Genomic DNA, 26,133 nt, shown 5'->3' with positions numbered 1-26,133 from the left:
ATGAACCACAACGAAACTCAGGTTGCGTGTTTCTTGCAGCTTTTTTATGAAATGGCATTAAGGATATCCTCAACCGTGTGAATATCTTCCAGCGCATCGTCAGCAACTTTCGTTCCAAATTCATCTTCAAACGCCATGATCAGCTCAACAATATCTAGTGAATCTGCTTCCAGATCATCAATGAGTGAGGTTTCAAGAGTAATTTTTTCAATATCAACATCAAGCTGTTCCGAAATAATTGCAGTCACTTTTAAAAATCGTTCATCCATGATTTACGCCTCCATTTTTTTAGCATTTTCCGATATTTTTTTCAAAACATCATTTTCAACAAATTTAATGCTTTGGCGGATAGCATTTTTGATGGCATATGCATCACTGCTTCCATGGGCTTTAATGATGCCGCCGTTCACACCTAAAAAGGGTGCTCCGCCATACTCTGCATAATCAAACTGTTTTTTAAAGTTTTTTAAGTTGTCTTTAATCAACATGCCACCAATTTTTCCTTTGGTACTGCTCAAGATTGATTTCTTGATTCCCTTAAGGATAAAATCAGCCGTTCCTTCTGTTAGCTTTAGGACAACATTCCCAGTAAATCCATCACACACTAAAACATCGGCCTTTGTTTCCATGATATCGCGCGCTTCAACATTGCCCAAAAAATTAAAGTCTCCAGCCTCCAGTAGCTCATAAGCCGCTTTTACAAGGGTGTTTCCTTTTTTTGCTTCTGCACCGATATTAATAAGACCAATGCCAGGATTTATTTTTCCTAAAACATTTTCTGAATAAATTTTCCCCAATTGTGCAAACTGTTCCAAATATTCGGGTTTGCAGTCTGCATTTGCTCCCGTATCAATGAGTAAAAACACACCATCATTCTTGGGGATTGTCGCTGCCAGGGCTGGTCGTTTGATTCCTTTAATGCGTCCCAGTTTTAAAAGCCCCCCCGATAGGAGCGCTCCGGTGCTGCCGGCTGAAATAAGCACGGCATTTTCACGCGTTTTCATTTCTTCAAGGGCTACCACCAGGGACGAATCAGGTTTACGGCGAATGGCCATTGCCGGCTCTTCGCTGTTTTCAATAACCGTTTCAGCAGGTAGAATTTCTATTTTGTCTTTAGGGTAGTCGTATTTTGAAAGCTCGTCTTCGATGACTGACCTTCGCCCCACAAGGGTAAGCGTTACGTCATATTCTTTAACTGCATCAACGGCACCCTTGACAATTTCATAGGGGGCATTGTCTCCGCCCATCGCATCTAAAAATATATTCAAAATAACCCTCTCCTTTTTTTATCTATTGTCCCGAAAAAACTTACTTCAGCCAATACGGTCTGAAAAAATAATCCCGGATAGAGAAAAAACAGAGTCTAAACTCTGTTTATTCGTCAAAACTAAGAACGCTAACGTCTTTGTATGTTCCACAAGACTTGCAAACTCGATGTGGTAATTTAATCTCACCGCATTTTGGACAAGTACTCATCCCCGGAATATTTAATTTGTAATGTGTTCTTCTTTTGTCTCTTCTGGACTTAGAAGTTTTTCTCTTTGGTACAGCCATCACTTACACCTCCTAATAGTAAAGTCATTCACTTACAATAGCTTTTTTAATGCTTCAAATCGAAGATCTAAATCATCGGATTTCTCGCATTCGCATTGTTTGTGATTTAAATTATTGCCACATTTTGGACACAAACCCGCACAATCTTCACGGCATAACACGCGGTAAGGCTCATTAATATAAATACATTCTTCAACAATGGGCAAAAGATCGAGGGTGGTCACACCGTCTTCAACCGTTACTGTATCTGAATATTCATAACAACAAGCGATTGGGGTTGGTTCCAGGCAACGCGCACAAGGATAGATCATGGTCATCTCGATGGTGAAAGACACAAGAAAAGTACCACGTGATATTTTCTCAATGGTTCCACGAATCAACCCACCATTTTCATCCAGTTTTCCCTCTATCTCATTAAAATCCGTATTTTTTACAACAAATTCAAAAGGGATTATTTCTTCCTGTAATAGCTTATTGATTTCAAAATTCATATTATCACTCCAAACGGGCAATCATCATTATATAGACGATTGCCCGTTTTGTCAAGTAAAATACTTTACATTATTTAACTAAAGAAAGGGTATCTCTGGCAATCATTAATTCTTCATTCGTTGGGATGACCATAACGGTGGTTTTGGAATCTTTATCCGAAATGATCGTTGCCTCGCCACGTTTGCTGTTAGCAACCGGATCAAGCGTAATTCCCAGGAATTTCAAGCCATTGCAGATGGCCTGACGTGAGGTTGAAGAGTTTTCGCCCAGACCGGCCGTAAAGATGATTCCGTCGACGCCGTTCATAGCGGCTACATATTCGCCAATGGTGGTGATAACGCGGTAGTGGTAAATATCAAGCGCCAATTTTGCGCGTTGGTTGCCTTTATTTGCGGCACTTTCGACATCACGGAAGTCTGAGCTGACGCCTGAAACCCCAAGCACACCAGATTTTTTATTCATGATGTTGTCAATTTCATCAATGGCATAGCCTTTGTTTGCCAGGAAAGGAATGATGGCAGGATCGATATCACCGCATCGTGTTCCCATTTCCAAACCGGCAAGTGGGGTTAATCCCATGGAAGTGTCAACTGATTTGCCATTAAGAACAGCACAAAGGCTGGCACCGTTTCCTAAATGACAGGAAATAAGTTTTAAATCTTCAATTTTTTTGCCCATTAAATCGGCAGCTTCACGGCTTACAAATTTATGGGAGGTCCCGTGAAAACCATATTTTCTAATTTTATATTTTTCATATAATTCATATGGCAGGGGATACATATAAGCTTTTGCCGGCATCGTTTGATGGAAGGCGGTATCAAAAACAGCAACCATCGGAACGGTTGGTAATAATTCCTGACAAGCGCGGATACCAATCAGGTTGGCCGGATTGTGCAGCGGTGCCAATTCAGAAACAACTTCCAATTGGTTAATAACATCGGCATCAATAATTACCGAATCCGTGAAAGCTTCTCCGCCATGTACAGTTCGGTGTCCCACTGCAGAAATCTCATCTAAAGACTTAATGACCCCATGATTTGGATCGACTAAAGCGGCCATTAAAATATTTAAAGCATCCTTATGGCTTGGCATCGGTTGTTCAAATTTTACTTTGTCCTGACCTGGCGCTTCATGCGTCAAAACAGATCCATCAATACCGATTCTTTCGGCTAAACCCTTAGCTAAAACTTCTTCGTTGGACATATCAAGCAACTGATATTTAAGTGAAGAACTACCGCAGTTAATAACAAGTACATTCATTAATAATTACTCTCCTTTAGTTTTTGATTGATTACATATCGTACGTCCTATATAATATCAGTAATAAGTAAATAATTCCATTATTTTTTTGTCATATTGCGATAAATTCTAAAAATATTGCTATTTTTTTAACACAAGGGAGACTATTATGAAAATTCTTGGTGTTATTGCCGAATATAATCCGTTTCATAAAGGCCATGCCTGGCAAATTAACGAATCCCAAAAAAGGAGTCAATGCGATGCCGTGATGGCTCTGATGAGCGGAAGCATTACGCAACGCGGTGACTTTGCTATCCTTAATAAGTGGGAACGGACGCAACTGGCATTATCCGCCGGGGTGGATCTTGTCTGTGAATTGCCCGTTGCCTATGCCTGCCAGAGTGCCGAGGCCTTTGCCAGCGGAGGGATAAAAATTTTAAATGCCACCCGTGTCTGTGATGTGCTTTCTTTTGGTTCCGAGGGCGGTGCCTTAGACCCGTTGAATAACCTGGCAAAATTCTTAGTTGCGGAACCGCCTGTATTCAAATCCGTTCTTAAGGAAGCCTTGTCCGCCGGGGTATCCTTTCCCAAAGCCCGCATGATCGCTATTGACCATCTTCTGGGAAACGAAGCCAGCACGCTGCTGAGAATGCCTAATAATATTTTGGCGATTGAATACCTTAAGTCTCTTTACAAGACTCATAGTTCAATCAGTCCCATGACCGTACCACGTCAGGGCTGCGGTTATCATAGTTTGGCAGCTTCTGAATATCTCAGCGCCAGCGGAATCCGTAACATTCTCAAAGATGCTCTGACTAAAACAGGATCTGAAAAAACAGCATTTAATGCTTTATCCCGCAGTCTTCCCTACCCGGTTGAAAAACTATTCTTTCCTTTAAAACAAAATTATCATCGTCACGGTGATGAACGCTTTTTGAACGCCCTGCGCCTCCAGATTCTTGCTCAGGATGTTTATCATCTCAAAAGCACCCCCTATGTTTCGGAAGGTTTGGAGCACAAAATTAGGGATGCCGTTAAAACTGCTGAAACCCTGGATGAATTAGTGAATGCCATTATTTCTAAACGCATTCCCAAAACCCGGGTCCTCCGGATTTTAAGCAATCGGGTTTTGGAATTGAATAAGCAAACATTAGATACCCTCCAAGCCGACGCTTTTTTTCCTTACCTTCGCGTTCTGGGCTTTAACAAAACCGGACAAGCCATTCTAAAAAAAATCAAAGACCGCAGTGACCTTCCCATTTTGACAAATCTTAAAAAAAGCGAATCTTGTCTGAACGCCGATCAAAGAAAAATGCTAACCTACGATTGCCGGGCCACTGATTTGCATAATTTATTTTATGAAAATAATTATTGCTATCATCGCGACTATACCCAAAGCCCAATAAGGAGAAACGAATGTCATTTTTAAACAGCGATAAACCCAAGCTGCCCAAGCGGCCGATACTCAATCCCCCCTGCGGTCCTGTGCTGGGACAATTTCACAAGGGAATCACCAGCTTTAAGGGCATTCCCTATGCCCTGCCGCCAATTGGCAAGCGCCGGTTTAAGGCCCCAGAGCCGCTGCCGCCCTGGGCGGAAATCCGAGAGTGCTTAAAACCCGGCAATGCTTCCCTGCAAATGGGCGGCATTACCATTGATTCACCCGGCACTTATCAAATGGAAGGGAAAAGTGAGGATTGTCTATTTCTGAACGTCTGGACCCCGGCAACCGCACCTGAAAAACGATATCCGGTTTATGTTTTTATCCATGGCGGCGCCTTTGCCACCGGTTCCGGTTCCGACATGGTTTATGACGGCTTTCGAATGGCTCAGGAAGGGGTGGTGGTGGTAACCATCAATTACCGTTTGGGAGCGCTTGGCTTTCTGGCGACCCAAGGTCTTTTGGAAGAATCCGGGACAACCGGAAACTACGGCATCCTGGATCAAATTCAGGCCCTTCATTGGGTTCAAAAAAACATTGAAGCCTTCGGCGGCGATCCCAGCCAGGTGACCATCGGCGGACAATCCGCCGGAGCCTACAGCGTCACTGCGCTGATGCTCTCACCTCTTGCCAAAGGTCTTTTTCATCAGGCGGTGGTCGAAAGCGGTTCCATTTTTTCTGTTCCTGCTTTTGCCATGCTCAATCGCGGGGATTTAAAAAAAACGATGGCGAATGGCCATCTTTTTTGTGAACTGTATGGTATCAAAGATACCCGTGAAGGTCTGGACCAGCTGAGGTCTCTTCCCGGTGAAATGCTGGCGGCCCTATCGATGGTGAAATCCGATCAGTCGACCGTACCGAATGCCTTCGGCTTTTGGCCGGTTTACGACGGCGTGGTGCTTCCCAAAGACCCGGTGGCCGCTCTCAAAAATGGCGAAGTCAACAAAGTAAAAGTTCTGATTGGCTATAACACGAATGAATCGACCTTATTTATCAAGGGGCATACCAATTTGGGCATTTATGAAATGCTATGCTATCATATTTTTGGTCCGGAGCATGCGCCTGCCGTAATGAATTATTTCAAAGTCGATGACGAGCATTCTCCATTAAAACGAATGTTGGAAATCTATACCCATTCGGCTTTTTTAATTGGCATGGTAATGATGGCTAAGAAATATGCCGATCTGGGCTTGGATGTATATTTTTATAATTTTGACTATGATCCGGCGATTCTAAAAATTGTCGGTTTAAACACGGCTCATGGGATGGAACTGCCATTCGTTTTCGGCAATGGAATCGGTCAGCGCCGTGCCACTAAAATCAGCAAACTATCATGGATTATGCAGCAATCCTGGACGAACTTTATAAAATTTGGAGATCCCAATTTTAAGCAAGCGTATAAAGGACTAATCGGCTGGCCAAAGTTTGATACTGAGAAAAAACATATCCTGGTGTTTGACGCCAAATTGTCCAGTATTGTGCTGCCCTGCCAAAATGATTTAGATTTTTTAGAAAATCTGATGTTTAACTGAAAACTAATTGGAATCGGTCTCAACGAGTTGATTGTACAATAATTTTTTACGCTAAATGCCTTGCAAACTGATGAAGAAAATGCTACATTAATACTAAATAATATAGCAAAGATGCTTAAACTGGGATATTTTTACCACTAAGCATCTTTTTATTAAACAGGAGAATATTGATGATAATTTACAAACAAAATGACTTTCTTAACAACATGCCGGATGTTCAGGAATGCAATAAAAGTATTTCTGACTTAAATGATCAATGGGATAATATTAAACTTTTGTCTGAAATCAATTGTCCCATCCAGTCAAAAAGTGTCCTTCCCAATATGACAAAAATACAAAATGGTTTTTGTGATTTGCAACATGAACTCATTGATACTCTTGTATTTGAAAAATTAAAAAAGATGGAGCAGAAGATCGTTTCAAAAACTCAGGTAGCCATCGATATCCTGATTCGAAACCTTTTTGAAAGAACCGCTGATATCGGTTTTTTAGCCACCGACGATGATATTCGCCGCTTTGTTGAAAACGATGAACGAACCGATAGTGACCGCAATGTTATTCTGAGCCGGATGCGCGAATACGTGGCAAAATATTCCGTTTATGAGGACATCATCGTGCTTGATCGAAACTATCAGGTGTTGGCAAATCTGGATGAAAAGAATAATATTCTGGGTAAAAAAATTACGGGTCCCAATTTCAACAAAGCGATGAGTGGAGAAGAAGGCTTTGTTGAATATTTTAAGAACTCAAAATTGCAGTATGGCAATAAGAATTCTCATATTTTTACAAGCCGAATCTGTAAAGAAGACACATCGGAAGCCATTGGTCTCATCTGTTTGTGTTTTCGCTTTGAAAATGAAATGAAGCGGATTTTCAAGAAACTAACCAATGATTATGACGGATCGGTCATCACGATTATCGATGCTGCCAATACCGTTATTGCCAGCAGTGATGAAAATCATGTTCCCATCGGTATCAACGTTGAATCAGTTGAATCGGGCGAGAATGGCGTTGTCTACTACCGCGGTTCCGACTACATTTCTAAAACCATTTCTACCCAGGGGTATCAAAAATACTTTGGTCTGGGTTGGAAGGGGCATGTCATGTTGCCGCTTCGCCTTGCCTTCCGAGATAATCGTAACCTTACTCATATTGATTCAATTGTTTCTTCCGGGCTGATGCGTCAGGCTGATTCTTTTTCCACTGAACTTAACGAGATTATCGATAAAACCCAAACGATCAATGGTTCGCTCAAACGGATTGTCTATAATGGCCAAATCATTGCCCGAGATGACAGTATTGATGCCGAATATTCTCGTTTGAAGCCCATATTAAGAGCAATCGGTCGCATCGGAACCAATACCAGCAATCTTTTTGAAAGTTCAGTTTCGAGCCTGTTTTCAACGGTTGTATCCACTAGTCTTGTTGATACCGGCTTTCTTGCCTCTCTTTGTGTGGACATTATGGATCGAAATCTATACGAACGTGCCAACGACTGTCGCTGGTGGGCATTGGATTCAACCATTCGTCGGATCCTGGCAAAAAATGAAATAGATCCTACCAGCCAAAATAAATTGACTAATATTTTATCCTATATCAATGATCTTTATACGGTTTACAGCAATATATTTGTTTTTGATCTAACCGGAACCATTGTTGCCGTTTCCAACCCAAACCATTCAGAAGCTATTGGCAAAACACTGACCATGCCTTTTATCAGTGAGATCCTATTTAACGCACAACCTGAAAAATATTTTGTATCCCCATTTGAAAAATCCGATTTATATAATAATCGCCATACCTATATTTACGGTGCCTCCATTACTGATTTCAATAACAGCAGCCGAACCGTTGGCGGTATCGGTATTGTCTTCGACAGTGAAGACCAATTTAAAACCATCTTACAGGAATCTCTCAACACCGACAATGATACTTTTGCCGTATTTGCGGACCGAAATAAAAAAATCATTTCTTCCACCAATGATGCCTATGCAGTTGGCGAAATGCTTAATCTGCCGGATGAGCTCTTTACTGTTTCCAATGGCAATACTCGATCTGAAATTCTGGTTTATGAGAACTGCTACTATTCAATCGGGTGTGCCTGCTCTGCCAGTTATCGGGAATATAAAAACTCGGATGGATACAAAAATGATGTGATCGCTTTTGTTTTTGAAAAGATGGCGAATTATTCAGAAATGCCACCAGAGAAAACGGTCTACAAAGAAATCGAACAATCCGATTTTTCATTTTCAATGACTGATGAATCTAAAAAACTGGCAACTTTTGTCATCAATGGACAGGTTTATGGTGTGGAACAGTCTTATGTCATCGAGGCACTGGAAGCAAGTAAAGCAATTTCGGTCCCCGGTACAAACAGTGTCATCCGCGGTGCCGTGGAATTCAATGAAAGCTATTACGCCGTTGTTGACGCTCTCGCTCTTTTTGACAAAAATGAGCCAAGTCTCAACGCAACCCATCTGCTGATGCTTAAGCTTTCGGATACGGAAATGATTGCCATCCAAGTTGAAAAACTTGTCAGTGTCTTAGAAATCAGTTTAACTGATATTCAACCCGTGAGTATTTCTTCAGCGATTACCGGTATTATTTGTTTAACTGACGGTTCTGATCGCACCATTCTGGAAATGGATCCCCAAATCATACTTGCAAAATTAGCTGAAAACCAGGTGGATGAAGACTTAGCGGCCGCTCTGCCACTGCTGGAAAGCATATAGCCGGTATTGTCACTTTTAATCCCTTTGTACATCTATAAAACAAGAAAAAAAATGAAAAATCATATTTTCCCTCATTAAATTAGGTTATAATATATAAGTTAGCATTCATCAAGAAAGCACTTCGCAAAACATTTGCTTAATTTAGGGAGAAAAAATTTGAAAAAAGGATATCTTTACATCGTTTTATCAACGGTTCTATTCAGTACGATGGAAATTGTGCTGAAAATGTTTTCTAATGCATTCAATCCGGTCCAGTTGACATTTCTGCGTTTTCTGATCGGTTCGTTTATTCTAATGCCATTTGCCATCAAAGGACTGCGCAACAGAAATGTCCGTTTGAAAGCCAAAGACTTTTATTTTTTTGCCATGACGGGATTCCTTTGCGTTATGGTCAGTATGATACTATACCAGATGGCAATTGTCTATTCACCCGCGTCCATTGTGGCGGTTCTATTTAGCTGCAACCCCGTCTTTGTCGTCCTGTTCGCCTATTTTATCTTACATGAAAAGATATACAAATACACGATTGTTTCTCTAATTATCAGCGTGATCGGCATTATCGTCATTATTAACCCGTGGCACATGTCCGGTGCTAATAGCATGCTTGGCATGACCTTAACCATTCTCGCTGCCATCGTCTTTGCCCTATACAACGTCGTCGGACGTAAGTACAGCCAACGATTTGGGGGTATCGCCCTAACTTGCTTCAGTTTTTTGTTTGGCAGTATGGAAATGATTTTATTGATTTTCATTACGCGAATAAATGTCGTTTCTGTTTTTTTTACCCAGATTGGCTTAAAATCATTTGCCAGTGTTCCGATTCTTCAGGGAATCAACGGCCATACGCTTCCCGGCTTGATCTATGTTGGCATATTTGTTACCGGACTCGGTTATACCTTTTATTTTCTCGCGATGGAAGAAACCTCTGCCGCAACAGCCTCGCTGGTATTCTTTATTAAGCCCGTCCTTGCTCCCATATTGGCGCTGATCATCTTACATGATGTCATCACAGTCAACATGACTATCGGGATTATTTTAATCATTACCGGATCGCTTATTTCTTTCATTCCCGGTTTTAAGTTAAAAAAGAAAGCTGTTTTGAAAGAAGATATTGAATCTTTCCGACCTTAAATTTTTCAAGCTAAAAAGAAACAAGTCGTTAATTTGACCGATTGACAAAAAAGCACAATATGCATATAATCAGATTAATTAAAAAATGACGATTAGAATCGTCATATTTAAAATTTTTTAGAAGAGGTGATTTTTATGTCGGAAAAAAAAGTGTTTACGACTGAACAAGCAAAAGAAACTGGCAAAAAGCTTGGCATCAATTGGAGTAAATTCGATATTGAACAATTTCGAATGGGAATGACTGTCGAACTGGAACATGGAACCTGTGATTCTCATACCAATGTAACCGGTGATGACCCTTTTGTTACCGGAAAAATTGCATTGGCTCATTTAAATGAGTTTCCCGACTATTATACACGGCTTGAAAAAATGGAAGTAGAAGCTGAAAAATTTTGGGAAACAAAATAAAAAGATCAAACTTTTAAAGGCTAATTATTTATCTTGCATGGTGCAAGATAAATAATTAGCCTTTAATTTTAGAGTTAATAATACGCTGGGAGTTAACTAAACCTGTGCATCGGCATTTTTTCTTTCTTTAAGAAAAATAATAAAGGCTGGAAGTACTGATATGGCAATAATAGCAATTAAAACAAAGGTAAAATTGTCTTTGATAATCGGTATATTTCCGAATAAATAACCGCCGGTTAAAAATAAGGTTACCCATAAGAATCCGCCTAATATATTGTAGCCGATAAACTTGACATAGTGCATTTCCCCCATACCAGCTACAAACGGAACGAAAGTCCTGATAATCGGAATAAATCTTCCGATGACGATTGTCAGCGAACCATATTTTTCATAAAACTTATGAGCCTTGACAATATATTCTTTTTTTACAAATTTATTTTTTCCGTTTTCTAAAATTTTGTTTCCTATGGCTTTACCGATCGAGTAATTTACGGTATCACCAATCACTGCCGCCAACAAAAATGTGATGAAAAAAGCAGCAACATTAAGTGACCCCATTGCCGACAAAGCACCTGAAGCAAATATTAAAGAGTCTCCTGGCAAAAATGGGGTAACAACCAATCCGGTTTCACAGAATATAATAATGAATAAGATTAAGTATGTCCAGAAACCATAGTTTTGTATTATTCCGTATAACGATTGGTCAAGATGCATAATAAAATTAATGAGATACATTATTGTGTCCATCTATTTCTCCTTTTTTATTTTTCAAAAACAGCTTTCTTAGTTATTGTGTCAAATACATCTGCAGCCATAATTCAGCACTTTTGAATCGCTTTATTGTATCATATCAATTGTATTAATTAACTTAAATAATTATTGATAGCGTTTTCTTAATTCATAAGTCAGCGTGCTCAGCTAAAAAAATCTGACTGCAATAAAACATCGCAATCAGACCTTATTGTTTAAATTGTTTTGTCTTTGTTAAGAACTAACACTCCTCCAACCAACCTTCTTTCAAAGAGCCGATGAAACTCTGATCAAAGATTAATTTTCCGATTTTCCCCATAATCCGGGCTTTTTCCAAATTATCCTGGTCGGCTTTATTGATGAAAAGTATTTTAGGCAGTTTCCCATATTCTGGTTCCAATTTATTTTTTATGAATGCTTCCAAAACTTTTTTTAAAACAAGTTCATCAAAAACTTCTTCTTCATCTTCATATAATTCAGACCGGTGAAAATATTCATCATCTATTTTTTTAAATAAAACCTCAGCGCCAATCACATGAATGATCTTGGTTGTCAAACTGGGAATGATTGGTTCATATTCATTGTAAAACTTATACGGCTTTCTTTTAGAGCCATCGCCCTCGTTAAGAATAACAACCGGACTCAATGACTCCTGTAAGAAAAGCAGCTCGTTGTTGGAAAATCCTGAAATTTTCTGACCGGCCAGTAGGTCTTTTCCAATAATCCACTCTTTTTCCGGTTCTTTCTCAATCTGATGAAGAACCGCTGTGATATCTTCATTAATGATGCATTGATCCGCCACCACATCAGAAATACAAATCTTTGCTGTTGTCGTTAGCAAGTGTTTTATTCCCGCCTGTGATAATTCTCTTCCAATGGCAAACATCAAGGAAGTTTTTCCCCCTCCTCCGGTAATCGTAATGACATCATTGTTTTGAATGTTAAATAATTTTATGAGCTTCATTTTTTATCCCACTTTCAACTTTTATAATACTTTTCTATTATCCATTATTTTTAGTTTCTCATTTCCCGGATGAAAGATTAGTGAAAAAATCACTGAAATTCTGGAAAAAACTTTGTATCTGGTCAAAGAACCCCGCTGATTTCTGGCTTGCCTCAAGCAGTTTTACAAATGTATCCGGATCCATATTCAATTCATTAAATTGTTTGACTAAGCCTAATATCTCTTCAATCTGATCATCCGTCAGCGTCGTATCATATTTTGTTGCCGTTTCTTTAATAAGCTGACGAATTTCATCATCACTCATACCCTTTGTCTGTGCAATTTCAGTTTTTAAACTGTTAATAATATTAACCGCATCGTCTCCGACTGCATCCTTCAGCTCGCCAGTTACAACGACTTCATCTACAGCCGTTGTTTTGGCGGCTTCATCCAAAGTGGTTCCCGTCGCAGCTTCATAAGCTTTATAAATCCCCGTTAAGGCTCCCGTACCGGAAACAGGAGTATAGGCCGCAACAATTACTTTGGCATTCGTGATTCCGGCGGTAGTCAATGCCGCTTTATACATATCTTCTGTTACCCAATCAATATTTTTGGTTTCTATCTCTATGCCGCCACTGGTTTTCTCCTGCACATAAACACTGGATAGTGCAAGGGTTCCAATTTTGTCAAGGGAGACCAGTCCGTCTAAATATTGACGCTCATCAGCATTCGTCACGACGGTTTCCTCAACAGCTCCTCTGCTGATACCAAAATATCCATAAACCGTTTTTAGCTGCGCTTCGGTGTTATCTGCACCGATGGCAACACAAGCACTTTTTGAATCAGCCCATACCGGTGACATCATCGTCATTGATAATACAAGGGCTATTACACCCATTAATACTTTCTTCTTCATACTTCACCTCTTGATATTCTAGATTTCTAACTTTTTAGTCAACTTGATAATTGTATTTAGTTCAAAAGTTATTCCGTTTAAGAATACCAATGAATTCTAGTTTTTTACTTAAATCAAGTATTTATTAACCAAATATACACTGTCTCTTTCATAAAATCAACAGATGGGGCCATAGAAATAAGAAATATTTTCTGGTATAATAGACTTAATGAATTTTTAATTATTAAAAGGGGAACTTGAATGGAATGGGAAAAACTTTTAGCAGACACTCGAATTGGCAAAAAAATAGATCCGCCTTATGATCCTGAAAAATATTATATGAGTGAATTTGAAAAAGACTATTGGCGCATTATTAACAGTGCTTCCTTTCGTCGCTTGCAGGACAAAACCCAAGTGTTTCCTTTAGATAAAAGTGATTTTGTCCGAACCCGCCTGACCCATTCTATCGAAACATCATCCCTGGCTAAACAGTTGACGGCAATGATCACCAAAAATATTACCATTTACGAAAAAGACACACCCTATAAAATCACTACGGATCAAGCCGTCTTAGCTGCCGATATTGCGATGTGCAGCGGGCTGTTGCACGATATTGGCAATCCTCCATTTGGCCATTTTGGTGAAGTCATTATTCGAGACTGGTTCAAAAACAATCTGGGCAATTTCTCCTATAAAGATATACCGTTGACGGATAGTCTTACGAAACACATGAAAAATGATCTATATAATTTTGAAGGCAACGCTCAAGCCCTTCGTCTGCTTATTAAACTGCATCATGTTGATAGTGAGTTTGGATTGAACTTAACCGCATCTGTGTTGAATACTATTGTGAAATACCCGGTTGATTCTTTGACTTTTGACGAAAAAGATCCTGATGTCAAAAATCATAAGATCGGCTATTATCTGTCTGAAAACGAGGAGTTTTCAAAGATCGCTGATATTACCGAGACAAAAATCAATCAAATATATTATCGTCATCCACTTACCTTCATTCTTGAAGCCGCCGACGATATTGCCTATGCTACCGCTGATCTTGAGGATGCCTTTAAAAAAGGTTTCTTTTCAATTGATACATTTGTTGAGTTCTTTGAAAATGAACTTCGTGAATATGAAAAAGCCGGTCTTTTTACTAAGGTGCAAATAGAAAAATCATATTTACTGATTGAATATTTTGATGAATTAAAGCTACAATTCAAAAAAGAGCATAGTAAAGAAATTATGATTTTTCAAAACTGGCTCAGTCATGTCCGGGATTGGCTCCTGTATTGTGCGGCTTATGGTTTTACCCATTCTTATACGGAAATTATGGAAGGTACTTTTAAAAAGGATATTTTCGAAGAGTCTTTCCATGGTGCAACTATCTGTATTCTGAAAAGTGTTATGCACGAATTCGTCTATTTAACACCGAGCATAACAAAACTTGAGTTGGCAGCTCAAAGTATCTTATATTCCTTGCTCGATAAATTCATCCCAGCAATTATCTATTATAAAGAAGATACCGAAACCAATCCGATGTATAAACAAACCAAAGCTGAGCACAATTTAATAGACTTGATTTCAGAAAATTATAAAGAAAATTATCTGAAGTCAAAAACAGATGATCCCGTCAATAATTTATATTTGCGTTTACTTTTGGTGACCGATTTCATCTGTGGCATGACCGATTCTTATGCGAAGAATCTCTATCAAGAATTAAATGGTATGAACTAAAAAAAAGGTAAAAAAAGAACGGCGAAAACGCCGTTCTTATATATTTCTTTAAAATGGCAGGGGTATGAGGGCTCGAACCTCAGGCACACGGTTTTGGAGACCGTTGCTCTACCAACTGAGCTATACCCCTACTTTAGCAACTTCTATATTATATTCGCTTAAGAGATAAATGTCAATCTTTTTAGCCATTTTAAAAAACAATTTTTATACTTTTAAATCAATTTTATTCAGAGTAAGTATTTCGGAATTAGCCTCAAGAATCGGATTGACTTCATCGGTGATAAAATCATCCACCTGTTCTGGAGCTCTTCCCACATAAAGGGCCGGATCCAGTATCCCTTCAACATCTTTTTCTGCTAAATTAAAAGAGGAATCTTTCAAAATTCTTTCAATTAAATCATTTGCTTTTCCTTCAACTTTTACGGTGTTTCCGGCTTCCATTGATAACACTCTGATTTTTTCATGCAGTTCCTGACGGTCTCCGCCATGCTTAACACCTTCCATGATGATGTTTTCCGTTACCATAAAAGGCAATTCAGCATTGATATGTTGACGAATAACTTTAGGATAGACAACCAGATTTTCTGAAATATTGATGGCGATCATTAAAATCGCATCGGCTGCTAAAAATCCTTCCGGAATGCTGATTCGTCTATTTGCCGAATCATCCAGGGTTCGTTCAAACCACTGAGTTGAAGCGGTAATCGCCGGATTAAGCGAATTCACAATAATATAACGGGCTAGCGAACAAATACGTTCTGATCGCATCGGATTACGTTTGTAAGCCATGGCGGATGAACCGATCTGGCTTTTTTCAAAAGGTTCTTCCACTTCTTTCAAATGTTGCAGCAATCGTACATCTGTGGCAAATTTGCTCAAGCTCTGTGCAATGCCACTTAATACATTCAGCACCTGCGAATCAAATTTTCTTGAATAGGTCTGTCCGCTTACGGCAAATGATTTTTTGAAGCCCATTTTTTCAGCCACCAGATCATCCAGTCGTTTGACTTTCTCATGATCGTTATCAAAGAGATCCATGAAACTTGCCTGAGTACCGGTCGTTCCCTTAACCCCTAAAAGTTTGACGTTGCTGATAACATGGTCAAGATCAGCTAAATCCATTATTAAATCCTGAATCCATAGACAGGCCCGTTTTCCCACCGTTGTCAGCTGGGCCGGCTGAAAATGGGTAAAACCCAATGTCGGCAAGCTTTTATGTGCCATCGCAAAAATAGCTAAATGATTAATCAAATTGATTAATAATTTACGGATATGATGGAGTCCTTCAGTATAGACAATGACATCGGTATTATCTCCAACATATGCACTTGTCGCTCCCAGATGAATAATCCCTTTCGCTTTGGGACATTGGGCCCCATAGGTATGCACATGAGCCATGACATCGTGTCGAAGCACTTTCTCTTCCTTTGCGGCAAGCTCATAATCGATGTTCTCGATATTGGATCGCAGTTCATCAATCTGTTCTTCTGTTATATTAAGGCCCAGCTCTCTTTCGGCCTCTGCCAAGACAACCCAGAGTTTTCGCCAGGTTTGAAACTTATTGTCCGCTGAAAATATTTGCAGCATTTTTTTTGAAGAGTAGCGTTCGATTAAAGGGTTTTCGTAATATTCTTTCATAATAATTCCTTTCTTGTTCAATTAATATTGGTTGATAAATTTTGGAATTCGATTAAATCCTTGATCTCGCTGTTTAAAGAAGCAATTAAGATATCATCGATATTTTCTCTCCTAATTACTTGGTTTCTTCAAATGTCTCATATAATCGAGTGATTTTAGTCACTTTATTTTCAATGTCATCTATTGCTAGAATAATCCCGTTAATTTGGACACTTCCTGTTGCTGTTTCAAAACGTTTGGGCCGTTTTGTCAGCATGGTCTCAAGAATAATTTCCTTATCAACACCAATGACCCCATCAAGCGGACCAGTCATCCCAATATCGGTAATATACGCTGTCCCCTTGGCCAAAATGCGTTCATCAGCTGTTTGGACATGGGTATGGGTTCCATAGACTGCCGTTGCAAAACCATCCATGTAATAGCCAAAGGCAATCTTTTCTGAAGTGGCCTCTGCATGAAAGTCGATAATAATCAAATCTGCCGAATTTTTTAATTGCGCCATCAGTGGCAGCATTGCATGAAAGGGATTGTCTAAAGCAGGCATAAATATTTGACCCGATAAATTAACAACCGCTATTTTTTTTGTTTCTTCAGTTTTTAGTTGATATTCAAAGATATCATAACCTTTCCCTGGACAGGGATCTGGATAATTAAGCGGACGGATAATTTGTGGAAAATCTGAAATCGTTTCAAGCAGTTCTTTTTGCTGCCAAACATGGTTTCCCATGGTGATGACATCAATTGGCAAACTCAGTAGTTGTTTGGCATTTTTTGTCGTTAAACCATTTCCGCCGGAAGCGTTCTCGCCATTAACAATGGTAAAATCTATTTCATATTGAGTGATTAATTGCGGTAATTTTTCATTTAGAATTTTTCGTCCCGGTCGGCCATAAACGTCGCCGAGTATTAATATATTCATATGCTATCCTTCTGTTATTAATTATAAAAAAAGGGGAGATTATCTCCCCTTTAAGACTATTTGGCATAGTCACTTGCCCTTGTTTCACGGATAATATTAACTTTGATGTTCCCCGGATATTCCATTTCAGCTTCAATCTTCTTGGCAATATCGCGAGACAATAAAATCATCTCATCGTCATTAACTTCACTCGGTTTAACCATAACTCTTACTTCACGTCCAGCTTGAATAGCATAGGATTTTTCGACCCCTTCAAAAGACGACGCGATGGTTTCAAGCTCCTGCAGCCGTTGAACATAGGAAACCAGTGTTTCTCTTCTGGCACCTGGTCTGGCTGCCGAAATGGCATCTGCCGCTTGGACAAGAACTGCTTCCATTGTATGCGCTTCAACGTCACCATGATGAGCTTCCACAGCATGAATAATATTCTTATTTTCTTTGTATTTTTTAAGTACATTTACGCCAATTTCAACATGTGGTCCTTCAACCTCATGGTCAATAGCTTTTCCAATATCATGTAATAATCCTGCTCGTTTTGCAACCTTGATGTTACCATCAAGTTCAGCTGCCATAATGCCAGCCAAATGCGACACTTCGATGGAATGCTTTAATACATTTTGTCCATAACTGGTTCGGTATTTCAGACGCCCAAGTAATTTTACAATTTCAGGGTGTAAGCCATGTATCCCAGTGTCAAAACAAGCCTGTTCACCAACTTCTTTAATCTGGTTTTCAACTTCTTTTTGGGATTTTTTGACCATCTCTTCAATTCTTGCTGGATGAATTCGTCCATCAATAATTAATTTTTCTAATGCCAGTCTGGCAACTTCTCGACGGATGGGATCAAAACCGGAAAGAATAACTGCTTCTGGGGTATCATCAATGATTAAGTCAATACCCGTCAATGTTTCCAATGTTCGAATATTTCGACCTTCCCGACCAATAATACGGCCCTTCATTTCATCATTTGGCAAGTTAACCACGGTAATGGTTTGTTCAGCAACATGATCTGCAGCACACCGTTGAATGGACTGAGCAATAAGCTCTTTTGCCTTTTTATCCGCAACGGCCTTTGATTCAACTTCAATTTGACGGATCATAATCGCCGCTTCCCGTCGTGTATCTTTACTGACATCTTCAAGCAAAATTTCTTTTGCTTCCTCATAAGTCAAACCTGATATGCGTTCAAGTTCTTTAACCTGTTCGTCATATAAACCATCAAGCTTTTCTTTTTTCTTTTCTAAATCCTTGCCTCTTTTACCGAGAGCTTCTTCATTTCTTTCTAAATTCACTAATTTTTTTTCTAGATTCTCTTCTTTTTGCATAAACCGATTTTCAAGTTTTTGCAGCTCGGCTCGGCGTTCTCGGTTATCTCTTTCATTGACTTCTTTCATCTGCAGGGATTCTTCCTTGGCATCAAAAAGAATTTCCTTCTTTAAATTTTCTCCATTTTTTACAGCATCGTTCACAATGGCAGTAGCTGTCACTTCAGCATTTCTGATTTTACCTTCCGCAATATTCTTGCGGACAAAATAACCAACTACAAAAGCCAATACAATACCAATGGATAAGATAATTACTAGTATGTTTATAATTTTCACCTCCTTATGTAATATTTATTATATTCTTACTATACTCATCATGAGAACCATTTTATACTTTTTTTAAAATAGTGTCAAGAAACAAAGGTGAAACCTTGTACGTTATTTTAACATGATCAAAAAAGAACCCATTAAAAGGTTCTTTTTAAGTATTTTTTGATTATCTTCGTGATGATTTTCTACTCAATTGATTTTTATTCAGCAGTTTCATCCGGCAAGTCTTCTTCTTTTGCATCAGGTTCGGCCGGTGCTTTGTTTAATTCATTTTTTTCACGAATTTCTTTTTCAATTGCGTCCGCAATATCCGGATTGGCCAAAAGGAATTCTTTTGAATTATCACGCCCCTGGCCTAAGCGTTGTTCTTTATACGAAAACCACGATCCTGATTTATCAACGATATCAAAATCGACCCCAACATCCAAAATATCGCCTTCTTTAGATATTCCCCGGCCATACATAATATCAAACTCTGCCTGTTTAAAAGGGGGTGCCATTTTATTCTTAACAACTTTTGCCCGGGTACGGTTTCCGATCATTTCAGTACCCTTTTTAAGCGTTTCAATGCGGCGCACGTCAATTCTTACCGAAGCGTAAAATTTAAGTGCTTTGCCTCCGGTTGTTGTTTCCGGATTTCCGAACATCACGCCAATTTTCTCTCTAAGCTGATTGATAAAAATGACCGTCGTATTTGATTTATTTATGATACCGGTTAATTTTCTTAATGCCTGGGACATTAAACGGGCCTGCAGCCCCATATGGGAATCGCCCATTTCACCGTCTATTTCTGCCCGTGGCACTAACGCTGCTACCGAGTCAATGACAACCACATCAATGGCATTACTTCTTACCAACGCTTCAACAATTTCCAATGCCTGTTCCCCGGTATCCGGTTGCGCTACTAAAAGATTGTCAATATCAACTCCCAAGGCCTTAGCATATGTGGGGTCAAGGGCATGTTCGGCATCAACAAACGCCGCATTTCCGCCAGTTTTTTGTGCTTCAGCAATAATGTGAAGAGTAAGGGTTGTTTTTCCTGAGGATTCAGGGCCGTAGATTTCCACAACTCGTCCCCGCGGAACCCCGCCAATGCCTAAAGCGATGTCCAGTCCGATTGAAGATGTCGAAATTACGTCGACGTTAAGCCTTGCGGTATCATCTCCTAAACGCATAACCGCACCTTTGCCAAAACTTCTTTCAATGCCTTTTAGTGCAGCATCTAAGGCTCGCTGTTTATCTGAGATTTGATCGTTTGTTTTTATTTTTTCAGCCATTTTCGCCCATCCTATTCATTATTCGAACATTCGTTCTGTTTCTATTATAGCTAACTTATTTCGCTTTGTCAACTATGGTCTTTCCGATCAGATGAAAGACTTTGTTCGCCGTTTTTTGTTGGATAATTTTACGTTCTCCATTAAAATGACACGTCGTGATCTGGGTTATTCCATTATAGCAAAGACCAATATACACCAGTCCCACCGGTTTTTCTGCGGTTCCGCCTTCAGGGCCGGCAATCCCTGTTACCGATACGGCGAGATCGACAAGAGAAATCTTTTGAAGATTTTCACACATTTCTCTTGCGGTTTCTTCGCTGACTGCTCCAAATTTTTCAAGAGTTTTTGCTTTTACATGCAGCAGGTTTATTTTTGTCTCATTGGAATAAGATACAATACCGGTTCCGAAAACTTTTGAAATTCCGGACTCTTCGGTGAGCTGAGAGGCGATTAATCCGCCCGTACAGGATTCTGCAGTGGCAATTGTGATATTCTTTTCAATTAACAGCTTGGCGACTGTTTCTGCTAAAGACTGTTTGGAACAAGTAAAGATATTATCTTTAAAACGTTCCAGCATGATGTCTTCATATTGATCCAATAATGTATTTAGCTCTTTTTCATTTTCACCGTTGGCGGTAATTCGCACCAGCACCTCGCCCATCTTAGCGTAGGTAGCAATGGTTGGATTTGTTTGGGTGTCAATGAGGTCAAGCAATCGATCTTCTACCGCTGACTCACCGATGTCGGACAAATTATAGTATCGTGAAAGCACTAACTGCCTATTTTTTTTCCTTATCAATGGCAATACGTCTTCTTCAAAGACACATTTCATTTCTCGGGGCGGTCCGGGCAGCATAATAATAACTCGTCCCTGTTCCCTCAGCAGGATACCGGGTGCTGTTCCGCAGGGGTTAGGCAATACTTCGGCATGTTCCGGCACAAAGGTTTGCTTGAGGTTATTGGGAGTAAAGGGGAATTCACGATTTGCAAAAAATCGCAGCAACTCTTGCTTAACTTTTTCATCCTGAACCAATTCTTTGTTGAATAATTCGGCAATAACTTCTTTGGTTAGATCATCCTGGGTTGGTCCCAATCCGCCGGTTGTGATAATGAGGTCGCTGCGATTAAAAGCAATTTTCACAACTTCTTCCAACCGTTTGGGATTGTCTCCAACAGTTGTATGATAACCCACGCTTAAGCCCTGGTTAGACAATTCTCTTGACAAATACTGAACATTCGTATTAAGGGTATCCCCGACTAAAAGTTCAGTTCCAACACATATAATTTCACATTTCATTCTTTAGATCCTTTCAATAATATTAGAAACAATTATTTATCATCATATGGATCATGCGCTACTCAATCCAATCTACAATTGTTGCTAAATAATTTTATCATTCGATTACATCGTGCGAAATACTTTTTTGTTAATGATGAAATAATCCACTCCCGAAATAATAGTCATAACAGTTGCAATATAAATCATAATGGTTCCGGCTGGTATATTGATTAAGTAGAATGGCCAATTGCCAATGAGGATAATCACGATCGCGATCATCTGCGATATGGTCTTTGCTTTTCCCCATTTACTGGCGGCGATAACGATACCGTCTGCCGCTGCTAAGGTTCTCAGCCCGGTGATGGCAAATTCTCGGGCAATGATGATAATAACGATCCATGCCGGTACCGATCCTAACTGAACAAAGCAGATCAGAGCCGAACAGACTAAGAGCTTATCAGCCAGGGGATCCATAAATTTTCCGAAATCTGTGACCAAATTTCGACTGCGGGCAAGATAACCGTCAAGGCTGTCTGATAAGGCTGCAATAACAAACAAAGCTGCCGCAAGCGGTTGATGGAATGGGAATTCAATTAACAAGGCCGCAATGAAAAATGGAATCATAATAATTCGTACCATGGTAATCTTATTAGGTAAGTTCATTTTCAATCTCTCCTATCAAATCATATTCTAATGCATTGCGTATTTTTACAGAATAAAAATGACCAATGGTTAATGGCGTTTCTTGGCTGTCAACATAAACCGTTCCGTCTATTTCCGGAGCGTCTCCATAAAAGCGGCCAGTATAGATTTCTTCCTCCATCCCTTCAATCAACACCGCTACCGTTCGTCCGATAAACCGTTGCTTATTTTTCAGCGAAATATTTTGCTGAGCCATCATTATTTCATTGTGACGTTTTTCTTTAAGCTCTTCCGGAATTTGATTTTGAAAGACGGCTGCCGGGGTATCTTCTTCCTGCGAGTATTTGAAAACGCCGAGATGATCAAATTCAAGGACGTTGATGCCTTTTAGCAGGGATAAATGATTATCGTTGGTTTCTCCCGGGAAACCGGTGATAATCGACGTTCTCAAAACGGCATCCGGCAACGACTTGCGAATCAGTTGAACAAGTTCTTTAATTTGCTCAAAGGACATCTTTCGACCCATTCGTTTTAATACCGCATCTTCAGTATGCTGCAGAGGGATGTCAAAATACTGGCAAATGGAAGGATACTGCTTAACCACTGACAATAACTCCGGGGTGATGCCTTCAGGATACAGATACATCATCCGAATCCATTTAAAGCCAAAATCCTGAGCAATCTTTTCTAACAGTTTAGGTAAATCATAACCTTCATCAAGATCTCTCCCGTATGGGGCGATGTCCTGACCGATGAGGATGATCTCCTTAATTCCCATTTCTTTTAGATAGTAAAGCTCATCAAAAATATCCTGACTCTGACGACTTCGGTATTTCCCTCTGATTTTTGGAATCGCACAATAGGTGCAGTTATGGTCGCAGCCTTCGCTGATTCTTACAAAAGTGGATACCGTACCTTTTTTTATATAGCGATTGATTTTTGCCGTCACTGCTTTTTCGATATCACCCAAATATGTTTCATCCTGACGCTGTGTTTCACTGGACTCTTCAAAGCGATTGATTAAATCAATGATATTATCAAAATGACCCACTCCCAGAAAACCATCGATTTCCTCTATCTCTTCGCTTAATTCTTGATGATAACGTTCAGCCATGCATCCGGCGACAATGAGAACTTTACACCTTCCACTTTTTTTATAGTCAGCATATTCAAGAATATAATCGATGGATTGTTCTTTTGCTTCCTGGATAAAACAGCAGGTGTTTACGATGATAATGTCTGCGTCCTGAGGATCTTCCTGGATACAATACTGCTTTTCCTGTATTAAACCCAACATCAGCTGTGAATCAATGGTATTTTTATCACAGCCCAAAGTTGTTACATGAATATTTTTATTTTTCATTCTTCACCTACTCCCGATTTCTAATTTCATCTTCTGTTACCAATATTTCTCGTGGTTTGCTTCCGTTGGGGCCGGATATAATGCCCCGTTCTTCAAGGTCATCAATAATTCTTCCTGCTCTTGCATAGCCAACCTGTAATTTTCGCTGCAGCATTGAAGTTGATATTTGATTATATTCGAAAGCTATTTTTATCGCATCTTCTAAAAGAACATCGCCGTCCCGTTTAGGCTTTTTCTCTTCCGGCTCCTTTGAAATTTCATCTTCAATGGAAGCATCGTACTGTTTGCCTTTCTTAACTTCTACTGCATCAATGACGGCATTGATCTCATGATCGGACACATATGTGCATTGTACCCTGGTCGGCTTTGATTGACCAACCGGATAATACAGCATATCCCCTTTCCCCAAAAGTTTTTCGGCCCCGCCGGTATCCAGGATTGTTCGTGAATCCGTATTTGAAGCCACCGCAAAGGCTATTCTGGAGGGAATATTCGCTTTAATCAGTCCGGTAATGACATCCACCGACGGTCGTTGGGTGGCAATAATTAAATGAATGCCACATGCTCGCGCGAGCTGAGCGATCCGGCAAATGGCATTTTCAACTTCTTTTGGCGAAGTAATCATCAAATCTGCCAACTCGTCAATAACGATGACAATTCGGGGTAATTTTTTATCCCCTGATTTTTCAATTAATTCATTGTAGCCTTCAATATCCCTGACGCCTGAATCTTTAAACAACATATAGCGGTCTGTCATTTCCTTCAATCCCCAATTTAATGCATAGGCGGCCTTTTTAGGATCTGTTACCACCGGAATCAGTAAATGCGGAATCGCGTTGTACTGACTGAGTTCGACCATTTTGGGGTCGATCATAATGAACCGTACTTCAGCGGGAGATGATTTAAAGATAAGACTCGTGATAATACTGTTGATGCAAACGCTTTTCCCTGAACCCGTGGCTCCGGCAATCAGCACATGCGGCATTTTGCCGATGTCGCCAATAATACTTTCTCCGGTAAGTGTTTTTCCCAGGGCAAAAGTTAACGGACTTTTGCTGTCCTTAAACTCAGGAGTATCAATGATTTCCCGTAAGCCAACGATTTCCGAGACTTCGTTGGGTACTTCTATTCCAACCGCGGCCTTGCCGGGAATCGGTGCTTCGATGCGAATATCTGAAGTTGCCAGACTTAATGCCAAATCGTTGGCTAAGTTCACAATCTTATTTACTTTCACGCCGGGCGCCAGTTGGAGTTCAAAACGGGTAATACTCGGGCCGACATTCACTTCAATAATTTTTGCCCGGACACCAAAGTTTTTCAAGGTATCTTCAATGATTTTTGCTTTTTTGATCACATCATCTTTTTTTGATTTTTTTTTTGCTGCCGGAGGATTGAGCAGATCTAATGACGGAAACGTGTATTCTTCGATTTCGTTACCCAGGTTAATCTTTTCCTGATTGAGGTGTTCTACTTCTTCACCTTTGTCTTTTCCAATTTTTCCCCGACTTAAGCCGCTAAAATCCGAATGATCGGCCATTTTGTTTTCTTCATTAATTCCATTATCTATTTTTCCCCGACTTAAACCACTTAAATCCGCTGGATTAAGAAAGTTTTCATGAATTTTAATGGGTGGCTCTTTAACAATGACTTCTTCTTCAATAAAACCAAACGGATCTGTCTTGGTCTTCTTTTTTGATTTGCCAGCTGATTGATTGATGGGTTTAAATAATGATTTGTTTGAGTCGCCGTTTATCTGAAGGGGTTCAAATAATGCCGCATCATTTTCCTCCGCACTAATCGGGGGAATCATTGCTGTTTCGGATGTGCGATCTTTGGTCGCCTTCACTTCGTTTTTTATTTTTCTTTTATCTTTGATCGCCGCAATCTTGTCTTTAACGCGATTTTTTAAAGCTGGTGCATCTTTATTTTTATCTTTGATGTTCTGCCAATATTTTTTGAGACTATTTTTGAATATAATCGCCATCATCAGAATAGAGGAAATAACGACAAGCAAAATCGTCCCTTTGACCGCAAATAACTTTATCAGTAATACCGCCAGCAATATTCCTATGATCCCACCATATTGACCATACTGAGCTAAACTAAAAAGTTCCGGGATACTATAACCCATTAAATTAGGCGTATTAATCGTAAAGATGATCATCAAATTGACCAGCAGTAAAAAAACCAATACAAAGTTTTGGGCCCAATCATCAATTTTATTGATACAAAGAATAATTCCCAGGGCAACAAAGTAAAAACAAATTAATAGCGTTGCTGACCCAAAGCAATAGCTAAATCCCTGACTAACCAGATCACCAGCAATCCCGGCATTAAAATCAATATAGGAATAAGCGGTAAAACATCCGACAATGATAAGCAACACCCCAATTACCAGGTTATTGCCAAATATTTTTTTTGTTGCTTTCTTTTTTCTTCGACTTTGTGATGCATTTCTGCTTTTTTGATTTTGTGTGGTTCTTTTTTTTGTAGCCATTCTTCTCCTCATAATATAACCCAAGAAATACACTTTGCAAGTTTCTCTGCGTTTGGCGACTGCCTTCACACAAAT

Annotated in this window: 22 protein-coding genes and 1 tRNA gene; 6 read left to right on the top strand and 17 right to left on the bottom strand. The window is 39.6% G+C overall.

Annotated elements, in window-relative coordinates:
• Positions 1–44 precede the first annotated feature (44 nt).
• The 5 genes from acpP to FZC40_RS02265 all read right to left on the bottom strand — a co-directional run bounded on the left by acpP (position 45) and on the right by FZC40_RS02265 (position 3,306).
• On the bottom strand, positions 45–269 hold the full coding sequence (gene acpP / locus FZC40_RS02285; RefSeq protein ID WP_148567166.1) for an acyl carrier protein: 225 nt from the start codon (positions 267–269) through the stop codon (positions 45–47).
• Positions 270–272: 3 nt separating this feature from the next.
• The gene (gene plsX / locus FZC40_RS02280) at positions 273–1,268 is read right to left on the bottom strand and encodes a phosphate acyltransferase PlsX (RefSeq protein WP_148602322.1); all 996 of its coding nucleotides are present in this window, start codon (positions 1,266–1,268) and stop codon (positions 273–275) included.
• Between the two features lie 106 nt (positions 1,269–1,374).
• On the bottom strand, positions 1,375–1,554 hold the full coding sequence (gene rpmF, locus FZC40_RS02275; RefSeq protein ID WP_148567168.1) for a 50S ribosomal protein L32: 180 nt from the start codon (positions 1,552–1,554) through the stop codon (positions 1,375–1,377).
• 32 nt (positions 1,555–1,586) lie between these two features.
• Entirely contained in the window at positions 1,587–2,045 is a 459-nt protein-coding gene (locus FZC40_RS02270) for a YceD family protein (RefSeq protein WP_148602321.1), read from the bottom strand.
• 70 nt (positions 2,046–2,115) lie between these two features.
• Positions 2,116–3,306 carry an acetate/propionate family kinase gene (locus FZC40_RS02265; protein WP_148602320.1) on the bottom strand — a complete coding sequence of 397 codons (1,191 nt, stop codon included), beginning with the start codon at positions 3,304–3,306 and terminating at the stop codon, positions 2,116–2,118.
• A 148-nt stretch (positions 3,307–3,454) separates the two neighbouring features.
• Between FZC40_RS02265 and FZC40_RS02260 the strand changes: the two genes are divergently transcribed.
• The 5 genes from FZC40_RS02260 to FZC40_RS02240 all read left to right on the top strand — a co-directional run bounded on the left by FZC40_RS02260 (position 3,455) and on the right by FZC40_RS02240 (position 10,529).
• Positions 3,455–4,714: a nucleotidyltransferase gene (locus tag FZC40_RS02260; protein WP_148602319.1), complete on the top strand. Its 1,260-nt coding sequence runs from the start codon at positions 3,455–3,457 to the stop codon at positions 4,712–4,714.
• Complete coding sequence (locus tag FZC40_RS02255; RefSeq protein ID WP_148602318.1) at positions 4,702–6,258, top strand: carboxylesterase/lipase family protein; 1,557 nt, start codon at positions 4,702–4,704, stop codon at positions 6,256–6,258. Before FZC40_RS02260 ends, FZC40_RS02255 begins: the two co-directional genes overlap by 13 nt.
• A 170-nt stretch (positions 6,259–6,428) precedes the next feature.
• Complete coding sequence (locus tag FZC40_RS02250; RefSeq protein WP_243135722.1) at positions 6,429–8,990, top strand: chemotaxis protein CheW; 2,562 nt, start codon at positions 6,429–6,431, stop codon at positions 8,988–8,990.
• 156 nt (positions 8,991–9,146) lie between these two features.
• The gene (locus FZC40_RS02245; RefSeq protein WP_148602317.1) at positions 9,147–10,121 is read left to right on the top strand and encodes a DMT family transporter; all 975 of its coding nucleotides are present in this window, start codon (positions 9,147–9,149) and stop codon (positions 10,119–10,121) included.
• Between the two features lie 135 nt (positions 10,122–10,256).
• Positions 10,257–10,529, top strand: a complete 273-nt coding sequence (locus FZC40_RS02240) for a DUF5661 family protein (RefSeq protein WP_148602316.1) — start codon at positions 10,257–10,259, stop codon at positions 10,527–10,529.
• A gap of 96 nt (positions 10,530–10,625) precedes the next feature.
• Here FZC40_RS02240 and FZC40_RS02235 read toward each other — a convergent pair whose 3' ends face one another.
• From FZC40_RS02235 to FZC40_RS02225, 3 genes are all read right to left on the bottom strand, one after another.
• Complete coding sequence (locus tag FZC40_RS02235) at positions 10,626–11,276, bottom strand: DedA family protein (RefSeq protein ID WP_148602315.1); 651 nt, start codon at positions 11,274–11,276, stop codon at positions 10,626–10,628.
• A gap of 244 nt (positions 11,277–11,520) precedes the next feature.
• A complete protein-coding gene (gene yqeC, locus FZC40_RS02230; protein WP_148602314.1) occupies positions 11,521–12,243 on the bottom strand; it encodes a selenium cofactor biosynthesis protein YqeC in 723 nt (240 codons plus the stop codon).
• A gap of 58 nt (positions 12,244–12,301) precedes the next feature.
• The gene (locus FZC40_RS02225) at positions 12,302–13,138 is read right to left on the bottom strand and encodes a DUF1002 domain-containing protein (protein WP_148602313.1); all 837 of its coding nucleotides are present in this window, start codon (positions 13,136–13,138) and stop codon (positions 12,302–12,304) included.
• 240 nt (positions 13,139–13,378) lie between these two features.
• On the opposite strand from FZC40_RS02225, the gene FZC40_RS02220 reads away from it, so the two are divergent.
• Complete coding sequence (locus tag FZC40_RS02220) at positions 13,379–14,848, top strand: deoxyguanosinetriphosphate triphosphohydrolase (protein WP_148602312.1); 1,470 nt, start codon at positions 13,379–13,381, stop codon at positions 14,846–14,848.
• A 54-nt stretch (positions 14,849–14,902) separates the two neighbouring features.
• Here the strand turns inward: FZC40_RS02220 and FZC40_RS02215 are convergent.
• The 9 genes from FZC40_RS02215 to FZC40_RS02175 all read right to left on the bottom strand — a co-directional run bounded on the left by FZC40_RS02215 (position 14,903) and on the right by FZC40_RS02175 (position 26,058).
• Positions 14,903–14,978 (bottom strand) — tRNA-Trp (locus tag FZC40_RS02215).
• A 74-nt stretch (positions 14,979–15,052) separates the two neighbouring features.
• Entirely contained in the window at positions 15,053–16,486 is a 1,434-nt protein-coding gene (gene purB, locus FZC40_RS02210) for an adenylosuccinate lyase (RefSeq protein ID WP_148602311.1), read from the bottom strand.
• A 115-nt stretch (positions 16,487–16,601) separates the two neighbouring features.
• Entirely contained in the window at positions 16,602–17,405 is an 804-nt protein-coding gene (locus FZC40_RS02205) for a TIGR00282 family metallophosphoesterase (protein WP_148602310.1), read from the bottom strand.
• A gap of 56 nt (positions 17,406–17,461) precedes the next feature.
• Positions 17,462–19,006, bottom strand: coding sequence for a ribonuclease Y (gene rny / locus FZC40_RS02200; RefSeq protein ID WP_148602309.1), 1,545 nt, complete (start codon positions 19,004–19,006; stop codon positions 17,462–17,464).
• A gap of 194 nt (positions 19,007–19,200) precedes the next feature.
• On the bottom strand, positions 19,201–20,277 hold the full coding sequence (recA, locus tag FZC40_RS02195; protein WP_148602308.1) for a recombinase RecA: 1,077 nt from the start codon (positions 20,275–20,277) through the stop codon (positions 19,201–19,203).
• A gap of 55 nt (positions 20,278–20,332) precedes the next feature.
• Positions 20,333–21,574 (bottom strand): competence/damage-inducible protein A, encoded by a 1,242-nt coding sequence (locus FZC40_RS02190; protein ID WP_148602307.1) that lies wholly within the window; start codon positions 21,572–21,574, stop codon positions 20,333–20,335.
• A gap of 105 nt (positions 21,575–21,679) precedes the next feature.
• Positions 21,680–22,219, bottom strand: coding sequence for a CDP-diacylglycerol--glycerol-3-phosphate 3-phosphatidyltransferase (pgsA, locus tag FZC40_RS02185; RefSeq protein ID WP_148602306.1), 540 nt, complete (start codon positions 22,217–22,219; stop codon positions 21,680–21,682).
• Entirely contained in the window at positions 22,206–23,561 is a 1,356-nt protein-coding gene (gene rimO, locus FZC40_RS02180) for a 30S ribosomal protein S12 methylthiotransferase RimO (RefSeq protein ID WP_148602305.1), read from the bottom strand. Before rimO ends, pgsA begins: the two co-directional genes overlap by 14 nt.
• Positions 23,562–23,568: 7 nt before the next feature.
• Positions 23,569–26,058: a DNA translocase FtsK gene (locus FZC40_RS02175; RefSeq protein ID WP_148602304.1), complete on the bottom strand. Its 2,490-nt coding sequence runs from the start codon at positions 26,056–26,058 to the stop codon at positions 23,569–23,571.
• Between the last annotated feature and the right edge of the window lie 75 nt (positions 26,059–26,133).

The sequence above is a fragment of the Acetobacterium tundrae genome, from assembly GCF_008086615.1.
In the GTDB taxonomy this organism is placed as follows: Bacteria; Bacillota; Clostridia; order Eubacteriales; family Eubacteriaceae; genus Acetobacterium; species Acetobacterium tundrae.
Note: the sequence above shows the minus strand (reverse complement) of the source record. Positions and strands in the feature narration are given on the sequence as shown.